Below are 14,129 nucleotides of genomic sequence, written 5' to 3' on the forward strand. Positions count from 1 at the left end.
CGGCGAAAGGTGGCGAAAGCTAGTATTACGGCATGTCTGGCACGGCCGACGACGCGACCGGTGCGGCGCACCGCAGCATCGCACCACGCGGCCTCGGCAGCCGGGCGCCGACCACCGCCCTGACCGGCTGGGGACGCAAGCAGTCGGCGAGCCTGTACGACGTGTTCGTACTGGCCGTGACCATGCTCGACGGCCGTCCGGCGGACGAGATCCTCCAGTTGGCCATGGACGAGGTGCCACGCCTCCTCGACTGCCGGCCCGAGGGCTGCTACATGCTCAGGGACGGCCGCTTCGAGCTCGAGGCCACGCCGAGCACACGGGCCCTTGACGGCCGGGCACCGCGCGATCCGACCCACCCGGTCGAACAGCTGACCGCGCTGAAGGGGAAGGACGGCGCCGTCCACTTCCGGGAGGGCGGCTGGGGCTGGGCCGTGGGCCTGCGCAGCTCCGGCGGGCTGCTCGGCTACCTGCTGGTCAGCGCCGGGAATCCGCCTCCCGACGAGGACCGGTTCCTCGTCTACGCCCTTGCTCATTCGACCGGCGCCGCGCTCTACAACGCCGAAGCCCGCCGCCGCGACCGCGAGTACGCCCGACAGCTGTTCCGGGCGATCGAGGAGCGGGACGCGGTCAACGAACGACTCACCGCGCTGGTGGCGGAGCTGGAGGAGCAGCGCACCGTGCACGACGTCCTCGCCCGGACCTCCCTCACCGACGAGGGGGAGCACGGCATCGCCGCCGCCGTGTACGAGTTGACCGGCCTCGCCGCCCGTGTCGAGGACCGCTTCGGAAACCTCCTCGCCCGCGCGGGCCCGGTCCCGCCCGAGGCCGACACCAAGCCCGATCCGCTCCAGCGCGAGCAACTCATGCACGACGCGATGCGCGAGCTCGGTCCGATCCGTCACGAGGGACGTCTCATCGGACTGGCCCGCCACCACGGTGAGCCCCTCGGCAGCATCGAACTGATCGACCCCGACGGCACGGCGGGCGCGGCCGAAATGTTTGCCCTCGAACACGCGTGCACGGCACTGTCCCTGGAACTGGCCCACCGCCGCAGCCTGGCGGAGGCCGAACTGCGCCTGCGCCGGGAACTTGTGGACGACCTGCTCACCGGCGCCGACGCCGGCGGCGCCTATGCCAGGGCCGAGGCCGTCGGTCACGACCTGCGTGGACCGCACCACGTCACGGTCGCACAGTGGCGGGGAACGGCCGCCGACGACCGCTTCCTGGGAGCGGTGGGACGGGCCGCGCAGGGACGGGGCCTGCGGTCGCTGCTGGCCCGACGAGGGGACATGGCGGTGCTCGTGGTCCGCGGCGAGCCGCGCGACTCGGGTCTGTACAAGGCCCTCGCCGACGAAGTGGGCTCCCCGCACGGCGCGGTGGGCATCGGCAGCCTGTGCGAGGCGGTGGCGGACATCCCGCGCTCCTTCGACCAGGCCGTCCGCGCGCTGGCCGTACGCCGCCAGTCCCACCCCGCGGACGGCACCACGACCTGCGAGGAACTCGGCCTCTACCGCATCCTGGCCCGGGACAAGGACGCGGGGGACGTCACCGACTTCGTCCGCGAATGGCTCGGCGCGCTCCTCGACTACGACGACGCCCACGGCACCGACCTGGTGCACACCCTCACCCGGTACTTCGACCACGGCGGCAACTACGACGAGACGGCGCAGGCCCTCGCCGTGCACCGCAGCACGCTCCGCTACCGTTTGCAGCGCATCAGGGAGGTCAGCGGCCGTCGGCTCGACGAGGTGGACAGCCGTTTCAACCTCCAGGTCGCCACCCGGATCTGGAAGGTCAGCGGCCCCGCCTTCTGACCGCCCGGCTCGCCCCGCTCACCCGCGCATCACTCGAACCGGGAGGGGCCGCCCGTCACTCGAACCGGGAGGGATCGCCCGTCACTCGAACCGGGAGGGATCGCCCGCTCCTCGTCGTACGATCTCGGGCTCGCCCTGCGAGAAGTCGATGACGGTCGTCGGCTCGACGCCGCAGTCGCCGGAGTCGAGGACAGCGTCCACCACGTGGTCGAGTTCCTCCTTGATCTCCCAGCCCTGGGTCAGCGGCTTCTCCTCGTCCGGGAGGAGCAGGGTGCTCGACAGCAGGGGCTCGCCGAGCTCGGCGAGGAGCGCCCGGGCGACGACATGGTCGGGAATCCGGACGCCGACCGTCTTCTTCTTCGGGTGCAGCAGCCTGCGCGGTGCCTCCTTCGTCGCCGGGAGGATGAAGGTGTAACTACCCGGAGTCGAGGCCTTGATCGCGCGGAACACCGCGTTGTCCAGGCGTACGAAGTGGGCCAGCTGTGCGAAGTCCTGGCACATCAGGGTGAAGTGGTGCCGGTCGTCCAGCCGGCGGATCGAACGGATCCGGTCGAGTCCGTCCCGGTTGCCGAGCTGAGCTCCGAGGGCGAAGCAGGAGTCGGTCGGATAGGCGACGAGCCCTCCGCCGCGGATGATGTCCGCCACCTGGCTGAGAGTGCGCTGCTGGGGGTTCTCGGGGTGCACGTCGAAGTACTTGGCCATGCGCCGAGCTTAGATCGGCGACGTCGAGGACCTGATGATTCGCCCCACGGCCGCTCGTTCAGCCAGTGGGACACCGGCACCGCTCCCGGCTCGGTGCTGGCGGCAGGGCGTGAGATCTCGCGCCCCAGGTACCAACCAGGTACCATCCGAGTATGCCATCACTGAACGTGACCTTCACGGAAGAGGAGCTGGAGGGAGTGCGCGCGGCCGCCGCGGCCGACGGCAAGAGCCTCAAGCAGTATCTGCACGACCTCGGTGTCCGGGAGATGCAGCGCAGGCAGTTCGTCGCGGGCGCCACCGCCTGGGCCGACCGGCTGCGCGGCGAGTTCGACGACGCGTTCCCCGACGAGGTGCCGCCCGCCGAGCGCCGGGACGGATCCGCGGCCGCCTGATGCACTTGACCATCGATGTCGCCTGGCTGCTCGACGTCCAGGAGGCCGCCCTCGCCCGCGAGGACATGTCCGTGTCGGACTACTCCGCGCTCGTCGCGGCCGTCGCCCGGCACAAGACCAAGCTGCCCACGCTCGCCGCGGCCGACCCTGACGCGGCCTGGCGCGCCGCCGCGCTGATGCACACCATCGTGCGCCTGGAGCCGCTGCCGCACCGCAACAGCTTGTTCGCCGCGTTCGTCGCCGCCCAGTACATGGACCAGTCGGGCGAGGGCATCGACCCGCCGTACGGAGCCCTGTCGGACCTTGTCCGCAAGATCCGCGACACCCGCGTCGGCGTCCCCGCCGTCGCCGACCAGTTGCGCTCCTGGAAGGTCTGAGGACGTCGGTCCACCGGATCCACCGCTGCACCCCGGAGTCGTCATCGCAGGCAGGCGCGAGAATGCGCGCCCCGATATCGAGACCCATACTTCTTGAACGGCCGGAATGTCCCTTCAAGTACAGGACGACTCGATCGGAAAGAATCATGCGAGCAACTCTGATTTACGGTGCCGGTGACGTGCGGGTGGAGGAGGTTCCCGACCCGAAGATCCAGCGGCCCACGGACGCGGTCGTACGCGTGGTGCGGTCGTGCATCTGCGGCAGCGACCTGTGGCCGTACGGGTCGCGTCCGCCCACCGAGCAGGGCGACCGCATCGGCCACGAGTTCCTGGGTGTCGTCGAGGACGTCGGCGCGGAGGTGTCCGGACTGAAGACCGGAGACCTGGTGGTGGCCCCCTTCGTCTATTCGGACAACACCTGCGACTTCTGCCGCGAGGGCCTGCAGACCTCGTGCCGGCACGGGGGTTTCTGGGCCACGGACGGGGTGGACGGCGGCCAGGGAGAGGCGGTGCGGGTACCGCATGCCCAGGGCACGCTGGTGAAGCTGCCCGTCGGCGAGGACTCCGCCCTGCTGCCGTCGCTGCTGACCCTGTCGGACGTGTTCTGCACCGGCCACCACTGCGCGGTGACGGCGGGCGTCACTCCCCGGACGACCGTGACCGTGGTCGGAGACGGAGCGGTCGGGCTGTCGGCGGTGCTGTCCGCCAAACGGCTCGGCGCCGAGCGGATCATCCTGATGGGGCGGCACAAGGTCCGCACCGACCTCGGCCGCGACTTCGGCGCCACCGACATCGTCGCCGAACGCGGTGAGGAAGGTGTCGCGCGTGTGCGCGAGCTGACCGGCGGCGACGGTACGCACACGGTGCTGGAGTGCGTCGGTACGCTGCCCGCCTTCGAGATGGCACTGGGCGTGGTGCGCGCGGGCGGCACGATCAGCCGGGTGGGCGCTCCGCAGTACGACCAGGCGCCGCTGGGCTTCGACGTGTTCATGAACAACATCACCGTCACCGGCGGAGTGGCTCCGGCCCGCGCCTACATCGAGGAACTGCTCCCCGACGTCCTCGAGGGGAAGATCGAACCCGGGCGCGTCTTCGACCGCACGGTGAGCGTCGACGAAGTACCCGACGGCTATCGCGCGATGGCGGCCCGGGAAGCACTGAAGGTGCTCGTCCAGCCCTGATCACGGCGCCGACCGCCCGGCCCGATCCCAAGTCCCGTGCCGGCGCTGGCGGCGGCCGGCCTCGGCTTCTTCGTGACCACCCTCGACGCGCTGGTCGTCAACGTCGCGCCGCCCTCGATCCAGGACGACCTCGGCGGTGGCGTCACGGGCCTGCAGCGGGTCATGGACGGCTACACGCTGATGTTCGCCGCGCTGCCGCTGTTCACGAGGATCGCGCGCTCACCTCGCCGCGGTCGTGGCCACGGGCGGACGGCTGTGCTGCTGGACAACGTCCCGGCCGAGCGGGCGGGCACCGCGAGCGGCGTGCTCAACACCTTCCGGCAGCTGGGCGGCGCCCTGGCCGTGGCGGTCTACGGCGCCCTGATCACCACCGACTTCCTGCACGGCATGCGCGTAGGCCTCACGATCTCGACCGTCCTGCTGCTCGTGGTGGCCGCGGCCGCTCTCACGCTGAAGCGTCCGGCAGAAGTGACCACACCCAGTGACCACACCCATGAAGGAGGCCAGGCCATGACCACGTCCCACGGCCCGGGCGCCGACTGGTTCCGCGGCACCCGGGCCCGCCGCGAGCGCCGCTTCGAGGCCGACGGCGTCGAGAAGGACGTCACCCTGACGGACGCCGACGGCGAGATCGACAGCGAGGTCGACGCCGCCTACCGCACCAAGTACGTCCGCTGCTCCGCGAACACCATCGCCCGCATCAGTAGCCCCGTGGCGGGCTCCGCGACGATGCGGCTGGTGCCACGCGGCGGAGCGGACGCCCAGTCAGACTTCGGCAGCCGTCCGGCTGCCGACGACCCCATCACCTTCACCCCCCACTGGAGAACCGGTGCTTACCGTCCCCGCATACGCCGCCACGTCGGCGACCGAACCGCTCGCGCCGACCACCGTCGAGCGCCGTGACGTCGGTCCGCACGACGTCCTCATCGACATCAAGTACTGCGGCATCTGCCACTCCGACATCCACAACGTCCGCAGCGAGTGGGGCCCGGCGACCTACCCCCTGGTCCCCGGCCACGAGATCGCCGGCATCGTCACCCAGGTCGGTTCCGAGGTCACCCGGCACGCCGTGGGTGACCGGGTCGGCGTCGGCTGCATGGTCAACTCCTGTCGCGAGTGCGTGCCCTGCCTGCGGGGCGAGGAGCAGTACTGCCTCAAGGGCAGCACCCTCACCTACGGCTCGATCGACGCCGACGGCACCCTGACCCAGGGCGGCTACTCCACCCACGTCGTGGTCGACGACGACTTCGTCGTCACCGTCCCCGAGGGCCTCGGCCTCGACGAGGCCGCCCCGCTGCTGTGCGCGGGCATCACCACGTACTCCCCGCTGCGCCGCTGGGGTGCGGGCCCCGGCAAGAAGGTCGCCGTCGTCGGCCTCGGCGGACTCGGCCACATGGCCGTCAAGATCGCACACGCGATGGGCGCCGAGGTCACCGTCCTGTCGCAGTCGCTGAAGAAGATGGACGACGGCCTGCGGCTGGGCGCCGACCACTACTACGCCACCAGCGACCCGGCCACCTTCGAGCAGCTCGCCGGCACCTTCGACGTCATCCTCAACACGGTCAGCGCCAAGCTCGACCTCGACACCTTCCTCGGCCTGCTCGCCGTGGGCGGCACGATGGTCAACGTCGGCGCTCCCGCGGAGCCGCTGTCGCTGAACGTGTTCTCGCTGATCATGCAGGGCCGCGTGTACGCGGGCTCGCTGATCGGCGGCATCCGCGAGACGCAGGAGATGCTCGACTTCTGCGCCGAGCACCGCATCGGCGCCGAGATCGAGATCATCCCCGCCGAGAAGATCAACGAGGCGTACGAGCGTGTCCTGGCCTCGGACGTGCGCTACCGCTTCGTGATCGACACCGCGACCCTGGCCTGACCCCGCCGCGGCACCGTCCGCCCGAGACCACCCCGTACGAGGCGCGCCCCCGAACGCTCGTACGGGGTGCCTGCCGCCCGTGCCGAGGCCACCCGAGGGGCACGTGAAGAAAGGGGCGGCTAGCCGGCCGCGGGCCGCCCGGCGCGCGGGCTGCTCTCCCGCCTCCCCGGCCGTGTCGAGCAGGAGCATCGCGTCGTACTCCGGGGTGCCGGGCGGGGCGTGCCACGCGACCAGGCGGTGGCCGTCGGTGCCCTTCAGCGTCATGGACCGGTAGCCGAAGGTGACGTCGCCGAGCCGCCGGGATCCCCGGACCCGCCGGGCGCGCAGGAAGCGCCCAGTGCCGTACCGCCGTTGCCCCCTGTGCCGCCGCTGTGCCGCTCACGTGCCATGTGATCCAGCGTGGCAGTCCCGTGACCTGGGCGGCAGCCGCGTGGGGGCCCTGCCACACCCGTGAACACACCCAGGCGTGGCAGGAACCCGATGGGTGGGCCGCCCGCCCCACGGAAGTGACCCGCGCGGCCCGAGTCCCTGTCAGGCGGTGGTTTCGGGGCGGTCGGGCTGCGACCAGTGGGTGTGGAAGGAGCCCTCACGGTCGGTGCGCCGGTAGGTGTGGGCGCCGAAGTAGTCGCGCTGCCCCTGGAGGAGGGCGGCGGGCAGGCGGTCGGCGCGCAGGGTGTCGTAGTGCGACAGCGCGGCGGAGAACGCGGGGACGGGGATGCCACGCCGGGCGGCGGAGGCGACGATCTCCCGCCAGGGCACCTGGGCGTCGCTGATCTCCTGGGCGAAACCGTCCTCGGCGAGCAGGCTGACGAGGTCGGGGTCGGTGGCGTAGGCGGCGCGGATACGGTCGAGGAAGGAGGCGCGGATGATGCAGCCGCCGCGCCAGATCCGGGCGACCGAGCCGAGGTCGATCTTCCAGCCGTACTCGGCGGCGGCGTCCAGGATCATCTTCCAGCCCTGGTCGTAGGCGATGACCTTCGAGGCGTACAGGGCGTGTTCGACCTGGGCGGTGAAGCGTGCGGCCTCGGTGCGACTGAGCGGGGGAGTCGTGCCGCCGGGCAGCCCTCGGTAGGCGGCGCGCAGGTCGCTCTGGCCGGAGGCGGCGCGGGCGAAGGTGGCCTGGGCGATGGCGGTGACCGGGGAGGCCAGGTCGAGGGCGGTCTGCACGGTCCAGCGACCAGTGCCCTTCTGCCCGGCGGCGTCGTCGACGATGTCGACGAACGCGCCACCGGTGTGCGGGTCGGTGTGGGCGAGGACCTCGGCGGTGATCTCGACCAGATAGGAGCCGAGGCGGCCCTCGTTCCAGGTGCGGAAGACGTCGGCGATCTCGGCGGGGCTGTACCCGGCGACCTGGCGCAGCAGGTCGTAGGCCTCGGCGATGAGCTGCATGTCGGCGTATTCGATGCCGTTGTGGACCATCTTGACGAAGTGTCCGGCGCCGTCGGTGCCGATGTGGGTGGCGCAGGGTTCGCCGTCGACCTTGGCGCTGATGCTCTCGAACATCGGGCCGAGGACGGCGTACGACTCCGCCGAGCCGCCGGGCATGATGCTCGGCCCGTTGAGGGCGCCCTCCTCGCCGCCGGAGATGCCCGCGCCGACGAAGTGCAGGCCGCGTTCGCGCAGCGCGGCCTCGCGGCGGCGGGTGTCGGCGAAGTGGGCGTTGCCGCCGTCGATGATCATGTCGCCGTTCTCGAGGAGCGGGGCGAACTCGTCGATGACGGCGTCGGTGGCCGCGCCCGCCTGCACCATGATCATGAGGCGGCGGGGGCGGGCGAGCGCGGCCACGAACTCCTCGGCCGTCTCGGCCGGGACGAAGGAGCCCTCGTGGCCGAACTCGTCCACCAGCGCGCGGGTGCGGCCGGCGGAGCGGTTGTGGACGGCGACGGTGTAACCGTTCCGGGCGAAGTTACGGGCCAGGTTGCGGCCCATCACTCCGAGGCCGGTGACGCCGATGGAAGCGGATGCGTTCATGAGGCTGCCTGTTCTTCGAATGTCGGCCATGTCAGGGGCGGGGCGACCCCATGACCATGGGTACGGGCCGACGGCCCGGTCTTCTCGATGTCGCGGCGGCCAATCTTGATCAGGTTCCCGGAGGACGTCGTCGCGACGCGCTCCACTCGGCCGCGACGCGCACGGCGTCCAGATCCCGCGGGCGGTCAACTCCTCGACGTGTCGGCGACGGCGTCGGCGACGAGGCTCGCAGCGTGTTCACCATCGGCGGGGCGATCGTCATCGGTCCTGCGCCGCCCGGTACGGGAGCGAGTCGGCCGGCGACGCCGTCCACCTCGCTCGCGCGGACGTCGCGGTGAGCCCGGGGCCGGTCCTGTGGATGCCGACGTCGATGACCGTCGCCCCCGGCTCGATGTGCTCGGGGCCGACGAGCCCAGGCACCCCGGTGGCGACCACGACGGCGTGGGCGCCCTCGATGGTGACGCCCTCCACGGACGACTACTCGCGAAGTTACATCCGGGGCCTCGACGACGAACTCGCCGCGCACGACCATGTGCTCCTCGTCCGGCACGGCCATTGCGCGCCGCACTCGACGCAGCAGGTCCTCGACACGATCACTCCGCGTGCCGTGCTCCGGTTCGCCGAGGCCTATCTGGGCGGCCACGAGCCCGACGCCGAGGACTGGAAGAGCGGCTTCGCCGGGCATGCGGCCCTGCAGATCCGCTACCTCGCCGAGCGCGGCCACACGGACCTCGCCATGGCGCTGCCGGACAGCGACTCGCCGCTGACCGAGGTGCGCATGCGCTTCGTCCGTGAGACGGCGGACGTGCTGGGACTGCCGGCGATCACTCCCTTCGTGGTGCCGAGGCCAAGAACGGCCGGTACCGCGGCCGTTGAGGCGTTTCGCGCGGCGCACGAGTCGGTGACGGCCGTCGCGGCCTTCGACGACGACGTCGCCCTGCGCACCCTGACCGCCCTGCGACCTCGGTCTCACCGTGCCCGACGACATCGCCGTGATCGGCTTCGACGACACCGAGTACGGCGCCCTGATCACCCCCGCACTCACCACCGTCCACATCGACGCCGAAGCCCACGGACGACAGGCCGCGCGCACCGCCCTCGGCCTCGACACGGGCGGCATCACCCGGTCCCCGGGACGGGTGCTCGTCCGCGACTCGGCCTGACCCGGCCTGCCCCGGAGGGCCGGACCTCCGTGACGTGGGAGAGCTCGGCGTCGGTGAGTCGGCGCCCCCTCCGGTCGGCGCCGGCTCACCACCTGCGGCAGCGCTCGGAGGTTTCGGACCATGGCTACGGGTAATGCGGAGGATATGGTGCAAATCGGCTACACGATGATGACCGAGCAGGCCGGCCCCCGCGACCTTGTAGAACACGTGGTCGAGGCGGAGCGGGCCGGTTTCGACTTCTCCGTCACGTCCGATCACTACTTCCCCTGGCTGGAGTCGCAGGGGCACGCCCCGTACGCGTGGAGCGTGCTCGGCGCCGCCGCCCAGGCGACGGCGCGGATACCGCTCATGACGTACGTGACCTGCCCGACGACCCGCTATCACCCTGCCGTCGTCGCGCAGAAGGCGGCGACCCTGCAACTGCTCTCGGAGGGACGGTTCCGGCTCGGGCTCGGCTCGGGCGAGAACCTCAACGAGCATGTGGTGGGCGGTGGTTGGCCCTCCCCGCAGATCCGTCTTGAGATGCTCGAAGAGGCCGTGGAGATCATCCGCGAGCTCTTCGGGGGCGGCGACGTGCACCACCGGGGCACACACTTCGAGGTGGCGAACGCCCGGCTGTGGGACCTGCCGGACGAACCGCCCCCGATCGGGGTGGCCGTATCCGGCAAGCGGTCCTGTTCCCTGGCCGGCCGGCTCGCGGACCTCGTCATCGCCACCGAGCCCGAGCCGGAACTCATCGAGGCCTTCGACCGAAGTGGCGGCCGGGGCAAACCGCGCGTCGGGCAGCTGCCCGTCTGCTATGACCCGGACCGGGAGGCCGCGGTGGCCCGCGCGCACGGACAGTTCCGCTGGGCCCTCGGCGGCTGGCCCGTCAACGCCGAACTGCCGGGTCCCTCGGGCTTCGACGGCGCCACCCGGTACGTCACCCCGGAGGACACCGCGGGAGCCATCCCGTGCGGCGACGACGTCGACACCTTCATGGAGGCGGTCCGGCTCTACGTGGAGGCGGGCTTCACCGAGGTCGCCCTGGTGCAGGTGGGCGGCGACCAGCAACTCCCGTTCATCGCCTGGGCCGAGAAGACGCTGCTGCCCGCCCTGCGCGAACTCTGACGACAACGCGACCCGCACACGGTTCGGCTCCGCTCCGCCGGTGCCGGGCCCGACCAGGAGACGTGAGAGGACACCATGAACAGCACGGCGCACCACCCCGACACCGCGCACAACACCTCGTCATCCCCCGACCCGGCAGATCGGCCGACCTCTTCCCCCGAGCTGGTGCAGGTCGTCCTGGACGCCTGCTCCGTCGCGGACGCGGACACCGTGTTGCGCGTCCTGGGTACACGCTTCGCCGAGGAGAGCGGTGACGACATGCCACGGCACGACAGCACCGCGCGGTCCGACACCTGGACCGGAGCCTTCCTCGTCGGCCGGGACGCGCGTGACGCCACGCTCCCGTCCGACCTCTCCCTGAACGGTTCCGTCACCGTGGAGCTCCAAGGCGGTCCCGTGGCGGTCGACCGGCTGCGGCAGACCCTCACGTCCGCCTTCGGCGTCCAGGTGTCCGGGTCCGCCTCCGGCGACCAGGAGATCGACCTACGGCTCCGGCTGACGCACGCGTAGGCCCACCCGGGGAACGAGCCGCCCCTCGGACCCTCAGATCTCGTCCTCCATCCGGATCACGTCCCTGAGGTTCTCGTGCGCCTCTCCCGGTTCACCTTCCTGCGCTTCGAGCAGAGCGGCGGCGATGGCGTCCAGCTTGCGCTGAATCGCTCGCTCGGCCCGTAGTTCCGAATTCTTGAGCAGTGCGAGGAGCAGCAGCGTCACCGCCGTCATGGAGTCCCCGGCGAGCAGGAGCCACTCCGTCGCGATTCCGGCGATGTGCACGGCGACAGTGAAGGAAACCAGCACGACACAGAAGACGAAGAAGGCCGGTGAACTGGTCACCGTCGACACCGACTCCGCGAATCGTTCGAACCTGCCGCGTCCGGCGCCGCCGCGGTCGGCGGGATGCTGAAGAGTCATGGTCCTGCGCGCCCTCCGTTGCGGGGTTCCGGCCCGACCCGGGTTCCGGCGTTCCGGCCCGACCCGGGCGGAGCTTGCGGCGCGTCGCGAACCTTCCTCGGTGGCGTGGTCGCGCACGCCACCGGGATGAAGGGGCCGTCACCGGCATCGATCCCGGGGCACTGACCCCGCAGGGCGCCGACCACCGCGACGGACCCGGCGGGCCGGAACACGATTCGTCACCGAGAGCGGACCGAGCGGCACCGCCACATCCGCCGAGGGGCGACGCCGAGGACCGCGCCCCGAGGCGCTGAAGACCCTGCGCGGGGCGTCGACGACCGTAGCCGGGACGCCCGGGCCCTGGTCCTCAGTGCTTGGTCCGCTGGCGGATCTGGCCCGCGGCCCTTTCGGTCATCTCCTGGGCCTTGCCGCGCAGCTGTTCGCCGCGGCCCGCCCTCTGCATGGACTTGTCGCCCAGGGCCTTGCCGAGGGTCTCCCTCATCTTGCCCCTGAGCTGCTTCGTTCTGGCATTGCCCTTCATCATCACAGTCGCTTTCCTCGAGGCCGCCGACGAGTGGGATGCGGCGACATGCCTTTCTTCACCGTGTGGCCAGGAGGTGGACACCGCAAACCGGCATACGCGATTTCACCGTTCGGGTCACGAACACGGACCCGGGCGTCCCCCTCCTGACGCCCCGGATCCCACGGACCGACGCGTCCGTTCCGTACGACGGTCTGGCGGGATCCGGCGCACCTCTTGCACGGCCCGGCTGTTGCTGATGTCATATTCAGTCGCAGGTCGGTGACTTTGGCTGATTACGTTTTCGGGTGATCCGAAAGTTTCGGCTACCTTGTGGCTGCACAGATGTTGATGCCTAAACAAGGTCTGCGTCGATGCCCTTCCCCGGTCTCGGTCGTGTCGATTCATTCCGCATGCCCGTTTCCCGACTCGCCCTCGTTCCGAGCGGAGTTCGTGTGACCCGACATCGCGTCATGGCATGGACGAGCAGTGCTCTCTCCACCGGTCCTGGTGGCGAGGTCTCCACCGGTTCCGGTGGCGAGGCGGTCCGCACCACCCCGTAGGTGCCGTCGGTGTCGAACGGACCGCCGCCGGGGCGTCACGCCGTGGACGGCGGGTGGCTCTCCGGCTCGATGAATGTCGTCCATCTGCCCGCCTGAGGGTCCTTCGAGCCCGCCGGGCGTTCCCCATCACAGCTGAGTGAAAGCCCCCCATACTCCGTGACCATTCAACTGTACGAGGGCCGACCGGCCGGTCGGCATGCCGCCGTACCGCCCGGCAGCCTGCTCCGCCGGGTCTACGCACCGCGGGCCTTCGACGCACTCGCCTTCTCCATGTCGACGTACGCCATGCCGCTCCTGGTACTGGCCACGACCGAATCCGCCTCGCTGACCGGACTGGCCTTCGCGCTGGAATGGATACCGCGGGTGGCGGCCTTCGGCCTCGCCGGTGACCTGGTGGACCGGCGCGGGGCCGCCATCGTGTTCTTCCTCGCCTCCTCGGCGCGCGGGGTCCTCGTGGCCGGCGGGAGTATCGCGCTGATGATGCTGGAACGGGGGACGGCGCAGACTCTCGTCGTGATGGCGCTCGCCGCCGCGACGGGCACCCTGACGCAGTTCAGCTTCATCGCCAACGAAGCCGTGGGCGCGATCGTGAGCCGCCGTGCGGACACCCAGGCACACAAGGTTCAGGCCGTCCTGATCGGCATCGACCAGACGGCGACGCTCACCGGACCCGCGCTCGGCGGCGTCCTGCTGCTGGCGGGGCCGACCCACATGCTCGCCGTTCTGAGCGTGCTGTCGTGCCTGGCGGCGGCCCTCGCCCTGCAGACCCCGCCGACCCCCCTTCGCGGTTCCCAGCCCGGCACCACACAGCGGGGAGCGGGCCTCAAGACGGGCTGGCGGACGCTGCGTTCGCTGCCCGCGCTCGGCTGGCTGGTGGGTGGCCTGACCGTCTCCAACCTCGCGCTCGGACTGCTCCAGTCCGCCAGCCCGATCATCGTCGTCGAACGCTTCGGTCTGTCCCCGGCGGCCGTCGGCACCCTCTGGTCGGCAGCCGCGGCCTCCACGCTCCTGACGGTCACCGTCTGCCGCTTCGCGCTCAACCGGCTGGGCCTGTGGGGAGTCGGCGTGGTGTGCTCCACCGTCGCGTCGGCGGCCTGTCTCGCCCTGGCCCACGCGCCCACGTACACCGCGTACGTCGTCCTCATGGCGCTGTTCATGGCGGGCGACGGCGGCCTGACCGTCGTCCTGCGCACACTGCGCTCCCTGCTCATCCCGGCCGCGGTCTTCGGCAGCACCCTCTCCCTGACCATCCTGCTTCTGCTGCTGCCCTTCCCGCTCGCGGGCATCATCGTCGCCCTCACCTCGCCGTGGGCCCTCGACTACGTCATCGCGGTGTGCGCCGCGCTGCAGGCCGTCGCCCTCGGTCTCGCCTTCCTGCGGCTGCGCACCGACCCGGTCCTGCGCACTCCGGGCAAACCAGCGCAGGTCACGGCTTGAACCACGGCCTGAACCAACGGGCGCCCCGCAGCGGCCCGTTCGTGTGGTCTGGGGTAGGGTCTGGCACCGGTTCGCAGCCGCTGAAGTGCTACGAACCGGTGGCGGGGAGCGTCGAAGGGCTGCGAACAGTGGAAT

General features: G+C 71.0%; 15 protein-coding genes. 10 read left to right on the forward strand and 5 right to left on the reverse strand.

Annotated features, from left to right (window positions below):
- Positions 1-32: 32 nt before the first annotated feature.
- The gene (locus AQJ27_RS28455) at positions 33-1,814 is read left to right on the forward strand and encodes a PucR family transcriptional regulator (protein ID WP_079065314.1); all 1,782 of its coding nucleotides are present in this window, start codon (positions 33-35) and stop codon (positions 1,812-1,814) included.
- A gap of 81 nt (positions 1,815-1,895) precedes the next feature.
- Here AQJ27_RS28455 and AQJ27_RS28460 read toward each other — a convergent pair whose 3' ends face one another.
- Positions 1,896-2,516 carry an L-threonylcarbamoyladenylate synthase gene (locus tag AQJ27_RS28460; protein ID WP_067374821.1) on the reverse strand — a complete coding sequence of 207 codons (621 nt, stop codon included), beginning with the start codon at positions 2,514-2,516 and terminating at the stop codon, positions 1,896-1,898.
- A 152-nt stretch (positions 2,517-2,668) separates the two neighbouring features.
- Here AQJ27_RS28460 and AQJ27_RS28465 point away from each other — a divergent pair, with 152 nt between their 5' ends.
- From AQJ27_RS28465 to AQJ27_RS28485, 5 genes are all read left to right on the forward strand, one after another.
- Entirely contained in the window at positions 2,669-2,908 is a 240-nt protein-coding gene (locus AQJ27_RS28465; protein WP_067374823.1) for a hypothetical protein, read from the forward strand.
- Positions 2,908-3,285, forward strand: coding sequence for a hypothetical protein (locus AQJ27_RS28470; protein WP_054229421.1), 378 nt, complete (start codon positions 2,908-2,910; stop codon positions 3,283-3,285). The genes AQJ27_RS28465 and AQJ27_RS28470 overlap by 1 nt, the downstream gene beginning before the upstream one ends.
- 146 nt (positions 3,286-3,431) lie before the next feature.
- Positions 3,432-4,466, forward strand: a complete 1,035-nt coding sequence (locus tag AQJ27_RS28475) for a zinc-dependent alcohol dehydrogenase family protein (RefSeq protein ID WP_067374825.1) — start codon at positions 3,432-3,434, stop codon at positions 4,464-4,466.
- Between the two features lie 36 nt (positions 4,467-4,502).
- Positions 4,503-5,369 carry a DUF2255 family protein gene (locus AQJ27_RS57950; protein ID WP_067374826.1) on the forward strand — a complete coding sequence of 289 codons (867 nt, stop codon included), beginning with the start codon at positions 4,503-4,505 and terminating at the stop codon, positions 5,367-5,369.
- A complete protein-coding gene (locus AQJ27_RS28485; RefSeq protein WP_067374828.1) occupies positions 5,296-6,339 on the forward strand; it encodes an NAD(P)-dependent alcohol dehydrogenase in 1,044 nt (347 codons plus the stop codon). Before AQJ27_RS57950 ends, AQJ27_RS28485 begins: the two co-directional genes overlap by 74 nt.
- A 531-nt stretch (positions 6,340-6,870) precedes the next feature.
- Here the strand turns inward: AQJ27_RS28485 and gndA are convergent.
- Complete coding sequence (gene gndA, locus AQJ27_RS28490; RefSeq protein ID WP_067374830.1) at positions 6,871-8,310, reverse strand: NADP-dependent phosphogluconate dehydrogenase; 1,440 nt, start codon at positions 8,308-8,310, stop codon at positions 6,871-6,873.
- Between the two features lie 258 nt (positions 8,311-8,568).
- A complete protein-coding gene (locus AQJ27_RS60205; RefSeq protein ID WP_067374832.1) occupies positions 8,569-8,781 on the reverse strand; it encodes a hypothetical protein in 213 nt (70 codons plus the stop codon).
- A gap of 503 nt (positions 8,782-9,284) precedes the next feature.
- On the opposite strand from AQJ27_RS60205, the gene AQJ27_RS61205 reads away from it, so the two are divergent.
- The 3 genes from AQJ27_RS61205 to AQJ27_RS28515 all read left to right on the forward strand — a co-directional run bounded on the left by AQJ27_RS61205 (position 9,285) and on the right by AQJ27_RS28515 (position 11,093).
- On the forward strand, positions 9,285-9,473 hold the full coding sequence (locus AQJ27_RS61205) for a substrate-binding domain-containing protein (protein WP_067374834.1): 189 nt from the start codon (positions 9,285-9,287) through the stop codon (positions 9,471-9,473).
- Between the two features lie 144 nt (positions 9,474-9,617).
- Positions 9,618-10,583, forward strand: a complete 966-nt coding sequence (locus AQJ27_RS28510; protein ID WP_067374836.1) for an LLM class F420-dependent oxidoreductase — start codon at positions 9,618-9,620, stop codon at positions 10,581-10,583.
- Between the two features lie 75 nt (positions 10,584-10,658).
- Positions 10,659-11,093: a hypothetical protein gene (locus AQJ27_RS28515; protein ID WP_079065315.1), complete on the forward strand. Its 435-nt coding sequence runs from the start codon at positions 10,659-10,661 to the stop codon at positions 11,091-11,093.
- Between the two features lie 33 nt (positions 11,094-11,126).
- Here the strand turns inward: AQJ27_RS28515 and AQJ27_RS28520 are convergent, their stop codons facing one another.
- Both AQJ27_RS28520 and AQJ27_RS28525 read right to left on the reverse strand, forming a co-directional pair.
- Positions 11,127-11,495, reverse strand: coding sequence for a low affinity iron permease family protein (locus AQJ27_RS28520; RefSeq protein WP_067374838.1), 369 nt, complete (start codon positions 11,493-11,495; stop codon positions 11,127-11,129).
- Between the two features lie 346 nt (positions 11,496-11,841).
- Entirely contained in the window at positions 11,842-12,018 is a 177-nt protein-coding gene (locus tag AQJ27_RS28525) for a CsbD family protein (protein ID WP_079065332.1), read from the reverse strand.
- A 695-nt stretch (positions 12,019-12,713) separates the two neighbouring features.
- Here AQJ27_RS28525 and AQJ27_RS28530 point away from each other — a divergent pair.
- On the forward strand, positions 12,714-13,994 hold the full coding sequence (locus AQJ27_RS28530; RefSeq protein WP_067374841.1) for an MFS transporter: 1,281 nt from the start codon (positions 12,714-12,716) through the stop codon (positions 13,992-13,994).
- The last annotated feature ends 135 nt before the right edge of the window (positions 13,995-14,129 follow it).

Origin of the sequence: Streptomyces olivochromogenes (genome assembly GCF_001514115.1) — a bacterium.
GTDB classification, from domain to species: Bacteria; Actinomycetota; Actinomycetes; order Streptomycetales; family Streptomycetaceae; genus Streptomyces; species Streptomyces olivochromogenes.